General features: G+C 68.6%; 12 protein-coding genes and 3 pseudogenes. 7 read left to right on the top strand and 8 right to left on the bottom strand.

Going from position 1 to position 17547, the window contains the following annotated elements; all coding sequences use genetic code 11:
- Positions 1-46: 46 nt before the first annotated feature.
- The gene (locus tag FB471_RS11045; RefSeq protein WP_141997524.1) at positions 47-2281 is read right to left on the bottom strand and encodes an excinuclease ABC subunit UvrA; all 2235 of its coding nucleotides are present in this window, start codon (positions 2279-2281) and stop codon (positions 47-49) included.
- A gap of 64 nt (positions 2282-2345) precedes the next feature.
- Here FB471_RS11045 and FB471_RS11040 point away from each other — a divergent pair, with 64 nt between their 5' ends.
- The gene (locus FB471_RS11040) at positions 2346-3332 is read left to right on the top strand and encodes a helix-turn-helix transcriptional regulator (RefSeq protein ID WP_246076345.1); all 987 of its coding nucleotides are present in this window, start codon (positions 2346-2348) and stop codon (positions 3330-3332) included.
- A 48-nt stretch (positions 3333-3380) separates the two neighbouring features.
- Here the strand turns inward: FB471_RS11040 and FB471_RS34550 are convergent, their stop codons facing one another.
- From FB471_RS34550 to FB471_RS11025, 3 genes are all read right to left on the bottom strand, one after another.
- A complete protein-coding gene (locus FB471_RS34550) occupies positions 3381-3581 on the bottom strand; it encodes a hypothetical protein (RefSeq protein ID WP_141997522.1) in 201 nt (66 codons plus the stop codon).
- A gap of 244 nt (positions 3582-3825) precedes the next feature.
- Positions 3826-5040, bottom strand: a complete 1215-nt coding sequence (locus FB471_RS11030; protein ID WP_141997520.1) for a helix-turn-helix domain-containing protein — start codon at positions 5038-5040, stop codon at positions 3826-3828.
- A gap of 30 nt (positions 5041-5070) precedes the next feature.
- Positions 5071-5559: an NUDIX domain-containing protein gene (locus FB471_RS11025; RefSeq protein ID WP_141997518.1), complete on the bottom strand. Its 489-nt coding sequence runs from the start codon at positions 5557-5559 to the stop codon at positions 5071-5073.
- A 1258-nt stretch (positions 5560-6817) separates the two neighbouring features.
- On the opposite strand from FB471_RS11025, the pseudogene FB471_RS11020 reads away from it, so the two are divergent.
- The 3 pseudogenes from FB471_RS11020 to FB471_RS11010 all read left to right on the top strand — a co-directional run.
- Positions 6818-7255, top strand: a pseudogene (locus FB471_RS11020) (DUF1062 domain-containing protein); the annotation flags it as partial.
- Positions 7256-7562: 307 nt separating this feature from the next.
- Positions 7563-7823, top strand: a pseudogene (locus FB471_RS11015) (acyl-CoA dehydrogenase family protein); the annotation flags it as partial.
- Between the two features lie 45 nt (positions 7824-7868).
- Positions 7869-8570, top strand: a pseudogene (locus FB471_RS11010) (acyl-CoA dehydrogenase family protein); the annotation flags it as partial.
- A gap of 106 nt (positions 8571-8676) precedes the next feature.
- Here the strand turns inward: FB471_RS11010 and FB471_RS11005 are convergent.
- Positions 8677-9306: a TetR/AcrR family transcriptional regulator gene (locus FB471_RS11005; RefSeq protein ID WP_141997515.1), complete on the bottom strand. Its 630-nt coding sequence runs from the start codon at positions 9304-9306 to the stop codon at positions 8677-8679.
- Between the two features lie 72 nt (positions 9307-9378).
- Between FB471_RS11005 and FB471_RS11000 the strand changes: the two genes are divergently transcribed.
- Entirely contained in the window at positions 9379-9786 is a 408-nt protein-coding gene (locus FB471_RS11000; protein ID WP_141997512.1) for a RidA family protein, read from the top strand.
- A gap of 244 nt (positions 9787-10030) precedes the next feature.
- Here FB471_RS11000 and FB471_RS10995 read toward each other — a convergent pair whose 3' ends face one another.
- From FB471_RS10995 to FB471_RS10985, 3 genes are all read right to left on the bottom strand, one after another.
- Positions 10031-11236, bottom strand: coding sequence for an acyl-CoA dehydrogenase family protein (locus FB471_RS10995; RefSeq protein ID WP_141997510.1), 1206 nt, complete (start codon positions 11234-11236; stop codon positions 10031-10033).
- Between the two features lie 45 nt (positions 11237-11281).
- The gene (locus FB471_RS10990) at positions 11282-12577 is read right to left on the bottom strand and encodes an acyl-CoA dehydrogenase family protein (protein ID WP_142001760.1); all 1296 of its coding nucleotides are present in this window, start codon (positions 12575-12577) and stop codon (positions 11282-11284) included.
- A 168-nt stretch (positions 12578-12745) separates the two neighbouring features.
- Positions 12746-13945, bottom strand: a complete 1200-nt coding sequence (locus FB471_RS10985; RefSeq protein ID WP_141997508.1) for a TetR/AcrR family transcriptional regulator — start codon at positions 13943-13945, stop codon at positions 12746-12748.
- A 133-nt stretch (positions 13946-14078) separates the two neighbouring features.
- Between FB471_RS10985 and FB471_RS10980 the strand changes: the two genes are divergently transcribed.
- The gene (locus FB471_RS10980) at positions 14079-15290 is read left to right on the top strand and encodes an acetyl-CoA C-acetyltransferase (RefSeq protein WP_141997506.1); all 1212 of its coding nucleotides are present in this window, start codon (positions 14079-14081) and stop codon (positions 15288-15290) included.
- Positions 15291-15302: 12 nt separating this feature from the next.
- Positions 15303-17501 (top strand): 3-hydroxyacyl-CoA dehydrogenase NAD-binding domain-containing protein, encoded by a 2199-nt coding sequence (locus FB471_RS10975; protein ID WP_141997504.1) that lies wholly within the window; start codon positions 15303-15305, stop codon positions 17499-17501.
- The last annotated feature ends 46 nt before the right edge of the window (positions 17502-17547 follow it).

Genomic DNA, 17547 nt, shown 5'->3' with positions numbered 1-17547 from the left:
TCTCTTTGCCGTACGCCGCGCACGCGGTGATGGTCCCGGTGCGGGGTCACCCCGCCCGGGCCTGGCGGCGCAGGTACTCGGCGGTGATCGAGTGCGGGTCGGCCGCCAGGTCGGCGGGTGGCCCGGTGAACATGACCCGGCCACCGTGCTGCCCCGCGTCCGGGCCGATGTCGATCACCCAGTCGGCGGTCCGGACCACGTCCAGGTTGTGCTCCACGACCACCACGGTGTTCCCGGCATCGACGAGCCGGTCCAGGATCCCGCCCAGCCTGCCGATATCGGCGGGATGCAGCCCGGTCGTCGGCTCGTCCAGCACGTACAGCCCGCCCTCGGGCCGGTTGCGCAACTCGCCGGCCAGTTTCAGGCGCTGCGCCTCGCCACCGGACAGTGTGCTCAACGGCTGGCCGAGGGTGAGGTAACCGAGGCCGACATCGGCGAGCGCGACCAGCGTCGGCGTGAGGGCCGGGTCGTCGAACACCGCTCGGGCCTCGGCCACCGTCAGGTCGAGCACGTCGGCGATGGAGTGGCCGCCCACCGTGTACTCCAGCACCTCCTCGGTGAACCGCCTTCCGTGGCAGGTACCGCACACCGCGGCGACCCCCTCCATGAACGCGAGGTCGGTGTAGACGACGCCGAGGCCACGGCAGTCCGGGCAGGCGCCCCGCGAGTTCGCGCTGAACAGCGAGGCACTGACCCCGCCCGCGCGGGCGAACATCCGGCGGATCGGGTCCGCCATTCCGGTGTAGGTGAGGATGGTGGACCGCCTGCTCGTCGCGATCGCCGACTGGTCGACCACCGTGCCCGGGTGCTGCTCGAGCAGGACGGTGACCAGGCTGCTCTTGCCGGAGCCCGCCACGCCGGTGATCGCGGTGAGCACCCCGATCGGCACGTCGACGTCGAGGTCACGCAGGTTGTGCCTACCGGCGCCGGCAACCCGCAGCCTGCCGTGCGGTGGGCGCGGGTCGGCACGCCCCTCCGTCCTGGCCCGCATGGCGCGGCCGGTCACCGTGTCGGCCCTGGCCAGCCCGGCGACATCACCCTGGAACACGACCTCACCGCCGTCCACTCCGGCACCGGGACCCAGGTCGACGACGTGGTCGGCGATCGCCACCACATCCGGGTCGTGCTCGACCACCAGGATCGTGTTCCCCTTGTCCCGCAAACCGCGCAGCAGCGCGGTCAACCGCTCGACGTCGCGCGGGTGCAGTCCGATCGAGGGCTCGTCGAACACGTACAGCATCTCGGTGAGGCTGCTGCCGAGGTGGCGCACCATCTTGATCCGCTGCGACTCCCCGCCGGAGAGCGTGCTGGTGGCACGCGCGAGGTCGAGGTAACCGAGGCCGATCCCCTCCACCGCCTCCAGCCGCTCCACCAGGCTGTCCACCACCGGTTTCGTTGCCGGTTCGGTCACCGTGCGGACTACCGGGATGAGGTCGGTGATTTCCATTCGCGCGCACTCGGTGATCGTGTGCCCGGCCACCCGCGCCGACCGCGCGGCCTCGTTCAGCCGCTCGCCCGCACAGTCCGGGCACACCACGGAGGTGGTGAACCGCTCGACCACCGCCTGCTTGCGGGCGGACATCTCGCCCTCGGCGTGCAGGTAGATGCGGGTGAAATGCTCCAGCAGCCCTTCCTGCTTGCCCGGTACCCCGTGGATCAGCGCCTCCCGTAGCCGTACGGGCCAGGCGCGCAGCGGCTTCGCCGGATCGAAGAGCCCGCTTTCCGCGTACTGCCGGTACCAGTACTTCTTGGTGTTCGCCTTGTTCCCGAAACCCGGCAGCAGGATTGCCCCGTCCTCGAGGGACCGGTCGAGGTCCAGAAAGGAATCAATGTCCGGGGTCACCACCATGCCGATCCCGGAGCAGCGCGGGCACATCCCGGCCGGTTCGTTGAACGAGAACGCGGTCGACTCGCCCACGTACGGCTCGCTCGCGCGGGAGAACAGCAGCCGCAGCAGGGTGTAGATGTCGGTGATCGTGCCGACCGTCGAGCGGGCGTTCCCGCCGAGCCTGCGCTGGTTGATCACCACCACCGGGGACAGGTCCTCGATCATGTCCACCTCGGGCCTGCCGTAGCTCGGCAGCCGGTTGCGGACGAACGGGGGAAAGGTCTCGTTGAGCTGCCGCTGCGCCTCCGCCGCGATCGTGTCGAACACCAGCGAGGTCTTACCCGAGCCGGACACCCCGGTGAACGCCGTGATCGCCCGCCGGGGAACCGTCAGGTCGAGGTTCTTCAGGTTGTGCTGGCGTGCCCCGGTGAGGCGGATGTGCTCGTGTGTCATGCCCGCGAGACTACGGACAGTTGTGGCCACATAATGACCACAACTCGTGGCACGCTGAGCGGTGATGACCACACTGAACAGCCCGAGCACGCGGATGCTGGAGCTGCTGTCCCTGCTCCAGGACGGCCGGGCGTGGCCCGCGACCGAACTGGTGGCGCGCCTCGGCACCTCGCCGCGCACCCTCCGCCGGGATCTGGACCGGCTCCGCGAGCTGGGTTACCCGGTGTCCTCCACCCGGGGTCCCGGCGGTAGCTACCGGCTGGTCGCGGGACGGGCGATGCCCCCGCTGCTGCTCACCGACGACGAGGCGGTGGCCACCATCATCGGCCTGCGCTTCGCCGCCCATGCCGAGGTGGATGGCACGGACGGCGCCGCCGACGGCGCGCTGCGCAAGCTGGAGCAGGTGCTGCCGTCCCGCCTGCGGCACCGGCTGCGGGCGGTGTCGGCCTCGATCGACCTGGTCACCCGCTCGTCGCGGCCACTGGACCTGCGGACCCTGGAGTTGCTCGGTACCGCCGCGCACACGAGTCAGCACGTCCGCTTCGACTACACCAGCAGGCGAGGCGAGCACACCGAGCGGCAGGTCGAGCCCTACCGCCAGGTGTTACTCGGCCGCCGCTGGTACCTGCTCGGCTGGGACCGCGACCGGGCGGACTGGCGGACGTTCCGGCTCGACCGGATCTCGGGTCTTACCGTGCCCGGCACCACGTTCATCCCGCGCGAGCTGCCGCCCGAGGGGCCGGTGAGTTTCGTGCAGAACAGTGCCCGCTACCCGATCACCCGGCACCAGGGCATCGTCCGGTTCGCCGCCCCGCTCGCCGTGGTCTCGGAGCGGCTCATCCCGGAGGCGGGCTCGCTGGAGGCCGTCGACGAGCACCACTGCCGCTTCGTCACCGCACCCGACTCCTGGGAGTGGCTCGCCATCACCCTGCCCATGGTCGGTGTCCCCTACACCATCGAGGGTCCGCCGGAGTTGATCGAGCGGTCGAAGGAACTCGCCGACCGGATCAGCCGCGCGGCGTCCTCGGCACCCCCGAACCCGAGCTATTGATCATGATGTCTTCCCGAAGACCTCACCCGTGGCAGAGCCGGCGAGGCGTCATGCGTGGTGTCCGGTGGCTTCGGGTCGTGCTGGCGCCACGCTGAATTTTTCGATCATGAATCGCCAGAACAGCGGCACGGCCGCCTCGCTGGTTCGGCGGATCCGATCGTCATATCCGGACGATGGCGATCGGACAACGACGACCTCGACGCGCGGATACTCTGGCACTGGCCGAGCCGTGACCACCAGGTCGTGCATCGACGTGAGCCCAGCCAGGTATAGGTCACCACGGCAGGTCAGAACGCTGTCGACGATGTCGGCGAGATGACGGAAATTCGGGTATTTCGCAGCAATTTCGTGGAACCATGAGGCGATCTCGTCCCACGGGACCTCGTCGAAGGGGTAAGGTCACGCTCGCGAGTTCTGGCGCATGGAATCAGTGCGTCAGAAGCTGGGCAGGTGCAACTGCTTCCAGTCCCGACGCCTAGCGTCGAGATCCCGGTCAGCCCACGACGCCGTAGTGCTTGGCCAGGGTCGAGAACTCGGTGCCCCTACGCCGGGGTGCACGCTCGACGAGCTGGCGCATGACGGTTTCGCCGAGTGGTTGGTGCCGCACCCAGTCCGGCGCGAGATCACGCGCCTCGGCGAGGAAGAAGACGGCACGCCGGTCCTGACGAAGGTCAAGGGCAGCCGTGGCGAGCCGCAACCGGTGACCAGCCTCCCAGAACGCGGGAACCTCACCCCGTGCTTTCGGTACCGCGTCGGCCAGGTGTAAAGCCTGCTCTGAATCACCAGCCCTGGCTACGCTGTCGATCTGCTGGAGGGTAGCGACGCGGGGACCAAAGATCGCGGCTTCGTTGGAGGTGTCCTTTGTTGCTCGGATGGCGGCGCTGTGTGCTTCAGTGAGCAGGTCCGTGGCTTGCGTGACACGTCGACCCAGCAAGGCCGCGGTCGCGGCGTTGAACAGCAGGTTGCCGAATACGCCGGCGCGGGCCGGGTCGCGGTCGAGCATCGCTGGTTGGATCCGCTCCGCGGTGGTCACCGCGACCCGTTCGGCTTCCTCGAGTCGTCCCTGCCTTACCAGGGTCCATGCGAGGTACCGCAGCGAGATGGCGGTTTCGATCTCGGGGGCGTCGGAGTGACGAGCGGCGTCTACCGCACGCTCCGCTGCGGACCAAGCAAGATCGTCCAGCCCCATGCGGCCAGCAATCCCACTACCCACCCGGTAGGCCGCGGACAGCACGCGATACGCGCCTGCCTTCTCCTCGTCGGTGGCGACCTGTACCAGACGCCGTGCGTCGGCCAGCACGGCTGGGAGCGTGTGGAGGAGTCTCTCGTGACGACCGTCGACATAGGCACGCCAGGCGCTGTGCGCTGCTTGAGCCAGGTGAGGTAGGGGTACCAGGTCCTCGGTATCTGCGAACTCGTCGAGGCCCGGAATGCCGCCGCTCGTCGTGATTGCATGTCGTAGCTGCGACGCGTCAAGATCGGCAGGATGGCGGGCGGGTTCGTATCCGAGCAAACTCTCCACAGAGACATCCAGCGCGGCGGCGAGCTTGCCCAAGGTGGCTGGTCGGCTGGTTGCTCGAGTTCCTTGCTCTATCCGAGCGACGGTGTCGACGCTGATCGATGCGGCCTCTGCCAATTGTTCCTGAGACAGGTCTTGAGCCTTGCGGATACGGGCAAGGTTCTCAGACAGAGGCCGGCTGACCGTCATGAGTTCTCCTATGACCTGTACACAGCCCGCTTATCCTGCCACGCGCTTGCCGTTTTCGCACAGCGCCAACTCCCCACCGTCGGCGGCTTCGATGGCTACAGCCAGACGCGTCGCGAGTGTCGGCTTCACCATCATGGCGACTTCATCAAGTGTGTGTAGCCGGGCCGACAGAATCTCAGGATCGGTGAGCGTTAACTCGCTTACCTCGGCTTCGGAGATCTGGCCACCGTCGAAAATAAACGCGACACCCTCAGGCATTCGCCCATCCGCCGATACGTAGTCGATGACGAGCAAACGGCCGAGTGGTCGGTCAATGCCAATCTCTTCACGCACCTCACGAAGCGCCGTCGTCCACGGCGCCTCCCGAGCGTCGACCGCTCCACCGGGGATGTCCCAGTGCGGTTTGTAGGAGGGCTCGATCAGCAAAACGCGAGATCGGGTGTCCAGGAACAGAACTCCGGCGGACATCCGCTTGCGGTTGAGCGAGGCCACGTACTGGTCGAACGGCAGGAGATCCACATGCCGAGGCTACCTCGTCGGCTTCTGGGCGTGAACGGCATAGAAGCCGCATGCCGTCCCTATCAAACCCTGGTTTTGGTCGCTGTTCGCGCAGGTCACCGACCTTGACGATGTGGTCATGGACAACGATGGTGGACGTGCGGACCGTGCAACCGCCAGGGACGACGGTGACGGGCACACCGACGTGCTGCTGGCGTCTGATCGGTGGCGTGGGGGATCGGCATGAGCCGTCGAAGCCGTCGTTGCCCGCCGTCGCAGTTTGTGCCGCTGCGGGCGAGCGATGCCGAGATCGCCGGGTGGCCGCGGCTGACGCGGGAGGCCCGCACCTGCTGGCATTGCCAGTCGATCTACCCGACCGCCGAGCACGCCACGCGGTGCGAGCAGTTCCACGAGGCACCGAATGGTGACCGGGCGAATGGGACACGGCGGTGATCCCGCGTCGGGACCGCCCGTTGCTGGTGCTGGTCCTGCTCGCCCTGGCCTTGTCGCTGGTCCAGTCGATCGCCTTCTCGATGGGTTGGTGGTGCGGCTGCTGACCTCTGGACTGCTGCCGGTCCCACTTCCCCTGGTACCGGCGGCATGGGCCCCGGCGCTTCCTTCGCACTCCTTGCGCGCCGGGGCCCACTCGGTGGAGGGCTGGTTCCGTTTCCTCGGCTACACTCGCCACGAAGTGAAGTAGAAACGGTGTTTCGGTCCGCATCGTCGCAGTTCAGGAAGTGTGCTCCCCGCGCACGCGGGGATGGTCCCATTTCAGCGTTGATGCACAGCACTATATAAGGAGTGCTCCCCGCGCACGCGGGGATGGTCCGCACATGGGCAAGAACAGCAAGGACAGCGAGGAGTGCTCCCCGCGCACGCGGGGATGGTCCCGTGGTCAGGTTGTCCGACCGACCCTCGGAGTCGTGCTCCCCGCGCATGCGAGGGTGTGGTCTGGACTGCCGTGCCACAAACAGCTCGGCCTGCTTGAGCACTCGAAAGAGCTCGCTGACCACGTCAGCCGTCCCACCACAGTCCCAGCCGTTGATCTCGTCGGCGTCCTACGGCACCTGATCCGCCGGGCGGAAGCTGGTGGTGAGGCGCTCGAAAACCGGTGGAGCAGAGCGGCTGTGTGTCGTTACCTTGCTACCGACCCAAGTCGTCTAGTCAAGGACGTGCCGTTGTACACCCTGTGAGATCTCCCGAGCGCTGATTGTCGCGCGTCGCGTATGCGCACGTGCTCTTTTTGCGGTGAATTTCTCACTGAACAGGTGTACTTTCTGTGTCCGAAAACTGGGTAGTCGAACCCGTATGCCTGCCGCTCGTTCGTCGCCGGTGCCACGTTTGCGCGTCCGAGCGCTTCCGGACAAGCGGTAAGTTTCGCGTCAACGCAAACCACAAGCTCATCGACGTCTGGCTCCTCGCGCTCTGTTCCGCTTGCGGGGAGACCACAAAGCTCACGGTCATCGAGCGGATCAATGTCCGCTCCATACGACCTGAGCTGCTCGACCGGCTGCATGACAACGACCCCGGCCTTGCGGCCGAGCTGCTCGAGGATCCGGGCTTTCGGCGTCGCAATCGCCTTGCCCTCGACTGGGACAACGCCTGGCGTCTCGATACCGGCGAAACGGATGGCCTGGACCGCGAGGTGATCGACGTCGCGGTCCGCTTTGCGGCGCGGATCCCGGTCCGGCCGGTGCGACTGATTGCTGAAGGCTGCGGCTTGTCGCGGGCCGAGGTCGAGAGACTGATCGTGGGCGGCAAGCTCGTTTCGTCAGTCCGGCTGAGCGGCAAGGTCCTCCAGCGACTTCACCTTCACGCTCAAGCGTTGAGTCCTGGGCCTGTCCGGCGGATCGGCCGGACAGGCCCAGCGCCGGTATCCCGGTCAGCCCACGACGCCGTAGCGCTTGGCCAGGGTCGAGAACTCGGTGCCCCTACGTCGGGGTGCGCGCTCGACGAGCTGGCGGATGACGGTTTCGCCGAGCGGTTGATACCGCACCCCGGTCTGGCGCGAGATCGCGCGCCTCGGCGAGGTGGCCGATATCGCGATCGAGCTGGAGGGGCTGCGGCTGGTGATGCTGCGCGCGGCCGCGCGGGCCGAGCAGGGCAAGCCGTATGCCCGCGAGGTGGCGCTGGCGCGGAAACTGGCGACCGACAAGGGCATGTGGATCGGCAGCACCGGGGTGCAACTGCTCGGCGGGCACGGCTTCATCAAGGAACACCCGGTCGAGCGGTGGTACCGGGACCTGCGCGCCATCGGCGTCATGGAAGGCATTGTCCTGCTGTAGTCCTGCTCTGAGCTACCGGCTCCCCCTTCGCGAAAGGCCACTCTCATGATCAACCTGGAAACCCCGAAGAAGGCCGGCGCGCTGCTGAACCAGGCGCGGCAGGCCGCGGCCGAGGTGTTCCGGCCCATCTCCCGCAAGTACGACCGTGCCGAGCACGCCTATCCGGCCGAACTGGACATGTTCGCCGCGCTGCTGGACGGGCTGAACTCCTCCGGTGAAGGCGGCGCAGGTGCCTCCGGCGTGCGCCGCGAGGACGACGGCGCCAAGGGCAACCGCAACGGCGCGAACCTGAACACCGTGCTCGGCACCATCGAGATGTGCTGGGGCGACGTGGCACTGCTGCTGTCCATGCCGCGGCAGGGGCTCGGCAACGCGGCGATCGCCTCGGTGGCCGACGAGGAGCAGTCCAAGCGATTCGCCAACGTGTGGGCCGCGATGGCGATCACCGAGCCCGGCTGCGGCTCGGACTCGGCCGCCATCACCGCCACCGCCAGGCTGGACGGCGACGAGTACGTGCTCAACGGCGAGAAGATCTTCGTCACCGCCGGCCAGCGCGCGGACGCCGTGGTGGTGTGGGCCAGCCTGGACAAGAGCAAGGGCCGCGCCGCGATCAAGTCGTTCGTGGTGGAGAAGGGAACACCGGGCTTCGAGGTGGTCCGGCTGGAGCACAAGCTCGGTATTCGTGCCTCGGACACCGCCGTGCTGCGGTTCGAGGACTGCCGCGTTCCCACTGACCCTGGAGTCGGCCTGGATGGCGGACAACCGCAAGCCCAACTCGCTGGAGGCCTCCATGGCAAAACCGCACCCGACTCCTGGGAGTGGCTCGCCATCGCCCCCGAACCCGAACGATCGATCATGACTGCGCACCGAGCAGGGGTAGCGTCTCCCAGCCGCTCTCCACCGACCGCAGGCACCTGCCAGGGTCGTCTCCGGTGCTGGTGAACAGCGCGCTCAGCAGCGGGATGCCGTTGCCGAGCGTCCGGCGCGGCAGGGGGCCGCCCGCGACCAGCGAGACCAGCCCGTGGGCGACGGTCCAGGTCTGGGTCGCCAGTTCCAGCGGGTCGATGTCGGCGCGAAAGCGGCCTGCCTTCCTGCCACGTTCGGCGGCTTGCACCAGGTACTCCAGCGTCGCGTCCGCGGCCTCCAGGTCTTCCAGGTCGAAGGTCGCGTCGAACATGACCCGGTACAGGTCGGGATGGTCCAGTGCGTTGCCGAGATAGGCGGCGACCAGGGCGGTCAGGTCCCGAACCGGGTCCTCGGACGGGTCCAAGGTCGCGAACCTGGCCGCCAGCCGGGTGAATCCCTCCTGGCGCAGTGCCTGCCACATGCCGTCCATGCCGCCGAAGTAGGTGTAGACGGCCATTGTCGACACGCCGGTCCCGGCCACCAGTGAGCGCAGGGTGATCGGCTCGCGGGTGCGCAGCAGCTGTGCGGCCCGCTCGATGAGCAGGGTGCGGACCGCGGGGTCCTTCGTCCTCGCCATGGCGCCTAAAACATAACATAACTATGCTATTTTTTGAATCCCGGCCCACGGACCGCACGACAAGGAGTCAGCATGGCCATCACCCTGGTGAACCCCGCCGGACTGCCGCAGGTCGACCTCTACCGGCAGGTGTCGGTCGCCACCGGATCGAAGCTGGTCTTCATCGCCGGCCAGGTCGCCCGCGATGCCGACGGGGGCAAGGTCGGCGAGGGCGACTTCGCCGACCAGGTCGAGCAGTGTTACCTCAACCTCGGCACCGCACTGGCCGAGGTCGGCGCATCCTTCGACGACGTGGCGAAACTGACCGTCTACCTCGTCGACTGGACCCCCGACAAGATGCCCCTGTTCACCGAGGGGGTGGCCCGAGCCTCCGCGAAGCTGGGCGTCACCGCCCTACCGCCGCTCACCGGGCTGGGCGTCGCCGCGCTGGCCGAGCCCGACCTCATGGTCGAGGTCGAGGCCACCGCGGTGCTCGACTGAAGCAGGCAGCGCTCCGGGTAGCCAGCAACCGGGGCACCGAGGGTCGCCCGGACAGGATCGAACTCTCGGCCTCGACGGGTGGGTGCCCTATGAGGGGGAGTTGCTGGCCCTCGCTCCTGTTCTGCGGACTGCGTGGACGCGGGCAGGGTGCGCCCCGCACAAGCGGGGGTGGTCCGTGGGTGTTGTGCAGCGGCAGTAGTGCCGGGCAGGGGAGTGGTCACCCTGCCCGGCGGCCCCTGCTGGTTTACTTCAGCTCGGTGCTCGTCTTGTTCAGGACCTTCCGCGCCACGATCAACTGCTGGATCTGCTGCGTGCCCTCGAAGATGTCCAGGATCTTGGCGTCCCGGCTCCACTTCTCCAGCAGGGAGTCCTCGGTGTAGCCGAGCGTTCCGGCCAGCTCCACGCAGCGCAGCGTGATGTCGACAACGGATCGTCCCGCCTTCGCCTTGGCCATGGAGGCCTCCAGCGAGTTGGGCTTGCGGTTGTCCGCCATCCAGGCCGACTCCAGGGTCAGCAGGTAGGCGGACTCGTAGTCAGCCTCCAGTTGCAGGTAGGCGGCCGCGGCGGCGTGCTGGTTGTTGGCCGGCTTGTCGTAGTCGACCACGATCCCGGCCTCGGCGAGGATGCGCTCGGTCTCCTCCAGCGCGGCCTTGGCGACGCCGACGCCCATGGCGGCCACCAGCGGGCGGGTGTTGTCGAAGGTCTGCATGACCCCGGCGAAACCCTTCTGGGTGTCGATCTCCGGGGTGCCGAGCAGGTTTTCCTTGGGAACGCGGCAGTCCTCGAACCGCAGCACGGCGGTGTCCGAGGCACGAATACCGAGCTTGTGCTCCAGCCGGACCACCTCGAAGCCCGGTGTTCCCTTCTCCACCACGAACGACTTGATCGCGGCGCGGCCCTTGCTCTTGTCCAGGCTGGCCCACACCACCACGGCGTCCGCGCGCTGGCCGGCGGTGACGAAGATCTTCTCGCCGTTGAGCACGTACTCGTCGCCGTCCAGCCTGGCGGTGGCGGTGATGGCGGCCGAGTCCGAGCCGCAGCCGGGCTCGGTGATCGCCATCGCGGCCCACACGTTGGCGAATCGCTTGGACTGCTCCTCGTCGGCCACCGAGGCGATCGCCGCGTTGCCGAGCCCCTGCCGCGGCATGGACAGCAGCAGTGCCACGTCGCCCCAGCACATCTCGATGGTGCCGAGCACGGTGTTCAGGTTCGCGCCGTTGCGGTTGCCCTTGGCGCCGTCGTCCTCGCGGCGCACGCCGGAGGCACCTGCGCCGCCTTCACCGGAGGAGTTCAGCCCGTCCAGCAGCGCGGCGAACATGTCCAGTTCGGCCGGATAGGCGTGCTCGGCACGGTCGTACTTGCGGGAGATGGGCCGGAACACCTCGGCCGCGGCCTGCCGCGCCTGGTTCAGCAGCGCGCCGGCCTTCTTCGGGGTTTCCAGGTTGATCATGAGAGTGGCCTTTCGCGAAGGGGGAGCCGGTAGCTCAGAGCAGGACTACAGCAGGACAATGCCTTCCATGACGCCGATGGCGCGCAGGTCCCGGTACCACCGCTCGACCGGGTGTTCCTTGATGAAGCCGTGCCCGCCGAGCAGTTGCACCCCGGTGCTGCCGATCCACATGCCCTTGTCGGTCGCCAGTTTCCGCGCCAGCGCCACCTCGCGGGCATAGGGCTTGCCCTGCTCGGCCCGCGCGGCCGCGCGCAGCATCACCAGCCGCAGCCCCTCCAGCTCGATCGCGATGTCAGCCGCCTGGAACGCCACGCCCTGCCGGTGGCTGACCGGCTCGCCGAAGGCCTCCCGCTCGTTCACGTACGGCACGACGTAGTCCAGCACGGCCTTCGCGGTACCGGCGGCCAGCGCCGACCAGCCCAGCCGGGACAGCCGCACCACATCCGCGAACACCTCGGGCTTGCCGCCGCCGAGCAGCGCCCCGCCGGGCAGGGACACGTTCTCCAGGTGCAGCCTGCCGGTGGCCGCGCCGCGCAGGCCCATCGCGGGCTCCGGCTCGATGCTCACCCCGGCCTGCGAGGACTCGACGAGGAACAGCGCGGCCCCCCGGCCCTCCAGGTTGGCCGAGACGACGAACAGCTCGGCCTCCGCGGCACGCGGCACCAGCGATTTCACCCCGTCCAGCTGGTAGCCCTTCGGGGTACGGCGCGCCCGCGCCGCCGGCTGGAACGGGTCGAACAGCGGCGCCTTCTCCTGTAGCGCCAACGCCGCGGCGGGTACGTTCTCGCCGACGAAGGAGGGCAGGTAGTCCGCCTGCTGCTCCTCGTCACCCCACTGCACCAGCGCGTTGCTCACCCCGGCCGGCGCCAGCACGGACACCGCGAGGCCCAGGTCACCGTGCGCCAGCGCCTCGGCCACCAGCGCCCCGGTCACCACCGACCGCTCGCTGCCGACCCCGCCGAGTTCCTCGGGCACCCCGACCAGGGTCACGCCCAGCTCGGCCGCCCTGGTCAGCAGGCCGTCCGGCGCCTGCAGCTTGGCGTCCGCGTCGGCGGCGGCCGGCCGGATCTGCTCGGCCGCGAACTCGCCGACCGTCTCCAGGATGAGCTGCTGGTCCTCGGTCGGCGTCAGGTCGAACAGCCCGGCATCGCTCGCGGGCGCCTGCCGTACCGGCTTGCCGAGCCGCTGGGCCGATTTGAACGACCTGGCCGCGGCGCCCGCCACCCGGAAGCCGTTCCGCGTGGCGGAGGACACCAACTGCTCGACCGGCTTGCGCAAGCCCACCCGGTCGATCGCCTTGACGCTCGCCAGCTTGGTGAGCGCGGCAAGGCCCAGCCCCATGGCGTCCCGTTTCCTCTGCGGCGCAACCATCGTCGCGTCTCCCCTCAGCCGACCTCGGCCTCGTTTACCTACTCACGAGTAGGTTAGCTCGTGTGCCGGGTGGGCGCCAGTGGTGGGGGTGGGTAGCAAGAGGTGGCCGATGTGATCGGCGTCACGGACGGTGTGGATTCAGTCGATGTCGAGCACGGCGGTCATCATCCGCACCAGCTCGGCCGCCAGTTGGGGCCTGCCGTTCACCCTGCGGGTGCGGGTCAGGTCGTTGGCGATGGTCAGCGCGGCGTGCACAGTGATCTTCGCCTCGCGCGCGCCCAGCTCGGGCCGGACGGTGGTGAGCAGCCGGACCCACTGGGCCACGTAGTCGCGCTGGATCCGCACCAGCTCGGCCCGGTCGCGCTCGTCCACGTACAGCGGTCCGCCGGTGAAGGAGACGGTCAGTTCGGCCGACCCGGTGAGGGTGTGTACATAGGACTCGGTGAGCCTGCGCAGCGCCTCCCGCTCGTCCGGCGGGGCGCTGGTGCGCAACGCGTACTCTGCGCCCAGGGTCAGCCGCTCGGCCGCGCGCTGGCAGATGGCCGTGAGCAGGCTGGCCTTGCTGGGGAAGTGCCGGTACACACTCGGCCCGGCGATTCCGGTCGCGGCCCCGATGTCCTCCATGCTGACCGCGTGGAACCCGTGCCGCTGGAACAACTCGGTGGCGGCGGCGAGTACCTGCTCGCGGCGGGACGGCCTGCCGAGCGCGATCGGCGAGTGGTTCACCTGGGGCCCGGCCGCCGGTTCCGGAAGACCGACCCGCAGCACCCGCTGGGCCAGCTCGACCAGCAGGTCGGCGAAGCGCTTCTTGGCTATGCCGGTGTGGTGCACCGACACGCTGCCGAACACGCTCATCCCGGCCCAGCAGAGCAGCTCGGACTCCGGAACGGCCAGCTCCGGCCGGATCCGGCGCAGCGCGGCCGCCCAGGACCGCAGCACCGCGCCGGAGCGGTGCCGGATCTCCCGCTGGTCCTCCGCGGAAAGGTGCCGCCCCTCCCAGCGCCACAGCGCCGCGGCCTCGCGCCGCTCGACCGACTTGGCCGCCAGGGTGCGCAGCAGGGCCTCCACCTGTTCGGGAGTCGGCACCTCGGCGGCGTCCAGCGCGGCGGCCGTGGCCTGCTCCATGTCCTCGATCCCGGCCAGCAGCACGTGCGCCAGGATCGACTGCTTGTCGGCGAAGTGCCGGTACAGCGCCGGGCCGGTGACTCCCGCCGCGGCGGCGATCTCGTTGATCCCGACCCCGTGGTAGCCGCGGGCGCGGAACAGTTCGGCGGCGACCGAGGCGAGCTGGCTCTTGCGGTCGCGCGGGCGGCGTACCCGGGTGGCTTGCTGGCGCATACGTGAGCCCACTCTAGCTCGTGTTGACTAGCTGACAACCCGTTGACACCCTGGACATAAGCAACGTTATGTTAGTGACGATTAGCATGAGGGTCGGCGTGGTTCTGGCCCGGCACCAGGAAGGACCTTCTGCGTGAGTAGTGACGCGTTTATCTACGAGGCGATCCGAACGCCTCGTGGCAAGGGAAAGAAAGGTTCGCTGCACGGCATCAAGCCGATCGACCTCGTGGTCGGCCTGATCGAGGAGCTCAAGCAGCGTCACCCCGGCCTCGACCCGGCCGTGATCGACGACATCGTGCTCGGTGTGGTGTCCCCGGTCGGGGACCAGGGCGCCGACATCGCGCGGGCGGCCGCGGTCGCCTCCGGTCTCCCGGACACGGTCGCCGGTGTGCAGCTCAACCGCTTCTGCGCTTCCGGCCTCGAGGCGGTCAACCAGGCCGCGCAGAAGGTACGCGCGGGCTGGGACCGGCTGGTGATCGGCGGCGGCGTGGAGTCGATGTCCCGGGTGCCGATGGGCTCGGACGGCGGCGCGATGTTCCTCGACCCGGCGACGAACTACGACAGCTACTTCGTCCCGCAGGGCATCGGCGCCGACCTGATCGCCACCATCGAGGGCTTCTCCCGGGAGGATGTCGACCGGTTCGCGGTCTCGTCCCAGGACAAGGCCGAGGCGGCATGGTCCGGCGGGTACTTCACCAAGTCGGTCGTCCCGGTCAAGGACATCAACGGCGTCACCGTGCTCGACCACGACGAGCACCGCAGGCCCGGCTCCACCGTGGAGTCCCTCGGCAAGCTGAACCCCTCCTTCGCCGGTATCGGCGAGATGGGCGGCTTCGACGCCGTGGCGCTGCAGAAGTACCACTCGGTGGAGCGGATCGACCACGTGCACACGCCCGGCAACTCCTCCGGGATCGTGGACGGCGCGGCGCTGGTGCTGGTCGGCAACGAGCGGGTGGGCAAGGACCTCGGGCTGGCCCCGCGGGCGCGGGTGGTCGCCAGCGCGGTGACCGGCTCCGACCCCACGATCATGCTCACCGGCCCGACCCCGGCCACCCAGAAGGTGCTGGACACCGCCGGGCTGACCATCGACGACATCGACCTCTTCGAGCTCAACGAGGCCTTCGCCTCCGTCGTGCTCAAGTGGATGAAGGATCTGAAGATCCCCGAGGAGAAGGTCAACGTCAACGGCGGCGCCATCGCCATGGGCCACCCGCTCGGCGCGACCGGCGCGATGATCCTGGGCACCATGGTGGACGAGCTGGAGCGTCGTAACGCCCGGCGCGCGCTGGTGACCCTGTGCATCGGCGGCGGCATGGGCCTGGCCACCATCATCGAGCGGGTCTGAGGGAAGGCAACCATGACTGAAGCCAAGACCATTCGCTGGGAGCGGGACGCCGACGGCATCGTCGTGCTCACCCTCGACGATCCCAAGCAGTCCGCGAACACCATGAACCGCGACTACGCCGAGTCGATGCATGCCATCGTGCAGCGGCTGGAAGCGGAAAAGGATTCGATCACCGGTGTGGTGCTGACCTCGGCGAAGAAGACCTTCTTCGCCGGCGGTGACCTGAACGACCTGATCCAGGCCAGGCCGGAGCAGGCCGCGGAGTTCACCGAGCACCTGAACGCGATCAAGGCCGACCTGCGCAGGCTGGAGACCTTCGGCAAGCCGGTGGTGTCCGCGATCAACGGCGCGGCGCTGGGCGGCGGCCTGGAGATCGCGCTGGCCACCCACCACCGGATCGCCGCGGACGTCAAGGGCAGCCAGATCGGGCTGCCCGAGGTGACCCTGGGCCTGCTGCCCGGTGGCGGCGGCATCGTGCGGACCGTGCGGCTGCTCGGCATCCAGAACGCGGTGCTGAACGTACTGGTGCAGGGGCAGCGGCACCGCCCGCGCAAGGCGCTGGAGATCGGCCTGGTGCACGAGGTGGTGGACAGCGTCGAGGAACTGCTGCCGAAGGCCAAGGAGTGGATCAAGGCCAACCCGGACGCCTCGGCGCAGCCGTGGGACGAGAAGGGCTACAAGATCCCCGGCGGCACCCCGTCCAACCCCTCCTTCGCGGCCAACCTGCCCGCCTTCCCCGCCAACCTGCGCAAGCAGTTGAAGGGCGCGCCGATGCCCGCGCCGCGGGCGATCCTGGCCACCGCGGTGGAGAGCACGCAGGTCGACTTCGAGACCGCGTTGCAGATCGAGTCGCGCTACATGGTGAGCCTCGCCGTCGGGCAGATCTCGAAGAACATGACCAAGGCGTTCTTCTTCGACCTGCAACACATCAACGACGGCGGTTCGCGGCCGGACGGCTACGAGCCCTACACCGCCAAGAAGGTCGGTGTGCTCGGCGCCGGGATGATGGGCGCGGCGATCGCCTACGTCTCGGCCAAGGCCGGGATCGAGGTGGTGCTCAAGGACGTCTCGGCGGAGAACGCCGAGAAGGGCAAGGGCTACGCCGCCAAGCTGGAGGAAAAGGCGCTCAAGCGCGGCAGGACCACCCAGGAGAAGTCGGACGCGCTGCTGTCCAGGATCAAGCCGACCGCCGACCCCGCCGACTTCGCGGGCGTGGACTTCGTGATCGAGGCCGTGTTCGAGAGCACCGAACTCAAGCACAAGGTGTTCGGCGAGATCGAGAACATCGTGAACGCGGACGCGGTGCTCGGCTCGAACACCTCCACGCTGCCGATCACCGGCCTCGCCGAGGGCGTGCAACGGCAGGAGGACTTCATCGGGATCCACTTCTTCTCGCCGGTGGACAAGATGCCGCTGGTGGAGATCATCCGCGGGGAGAAGACCTCGGACGTCACGCTGGCCAAGGTCTTCGACTACACCCTGCAGATCAAGAAGACCCCGATCGTGGTGAACGACAGCCGAGGGTTCTTCACCAGCCGGGTGATCGGCACCTTCATCAACGAGGCGGTGGCCGCGCTGGGCGAGGGCGTCGAGCCGGCCAGCATCGAGCAGGCCGGGTTGCAGGCCGGGTACCCGGCGCCGCCGCTGCAGCTGATGGACGAGCTGACGCTGACCCTGCCACGCAAGATCCGGCAGGAGACGCGCCAGGCCATCGAGGCCGCGGGCGGCACCTGGCAGGCGCACCCGGCCGAGGCGATCATCGACCGGATGATCGACGAGTTCGACCGTAAGGGCCGCTCCTCCGGCGCGGGGTTCTACTCCTACGACGACGAGGGCCAGCGGGTCGGCCTGTGGGCGGGCCTGCGCGAGGCCTTCAACAGCCACAGCGGGGCACCCGCACCCGGGGGCAGCGGCGGCAGTATTCCTTTCGAGGACCTGCGGGAGCGGATGCTGTTCGCGGAGGCGCTGGAGACGGTGAAGTGCTTCGACGAGGGTGTGCTCACCTCGGTGCAGGACGCCAACATCGGGTCGATCTTCGGTATCGGCTTCCCGCCGTGGACCGGCGGGGTCGTCCAGTACATGAACCAGTACGAGGGCGGTCTGAAGGGCTTCGTGGCCCGCGCCCGTGAGCTCGCCGATCGCTACGGCGACCACTTCACCCCGCCGAAGTCCCTGGTGGCCAAGGCCGAGGCCGGCGAACTCTTCGAGTAGCCCGCTGGCGTGAGTGGCCCGTCCCCCGTCTGGGCGGGCCACTCAC

The organism is Amycolatopsis cihanbeyliensis, from assembly GCF_006715045.1.
Lineage (GTDB): Bacteria > Actinomycetota > Actinomycetes > Mycobacteriales > Pseudonocardiaceae > Amycolatopsis > Amycolatopsis cihanbeyliensis.
Note: the sequence above shows the minus strand (reverse complement) of the source record. Positions and strands in the feature narration are given on the sequence as shown.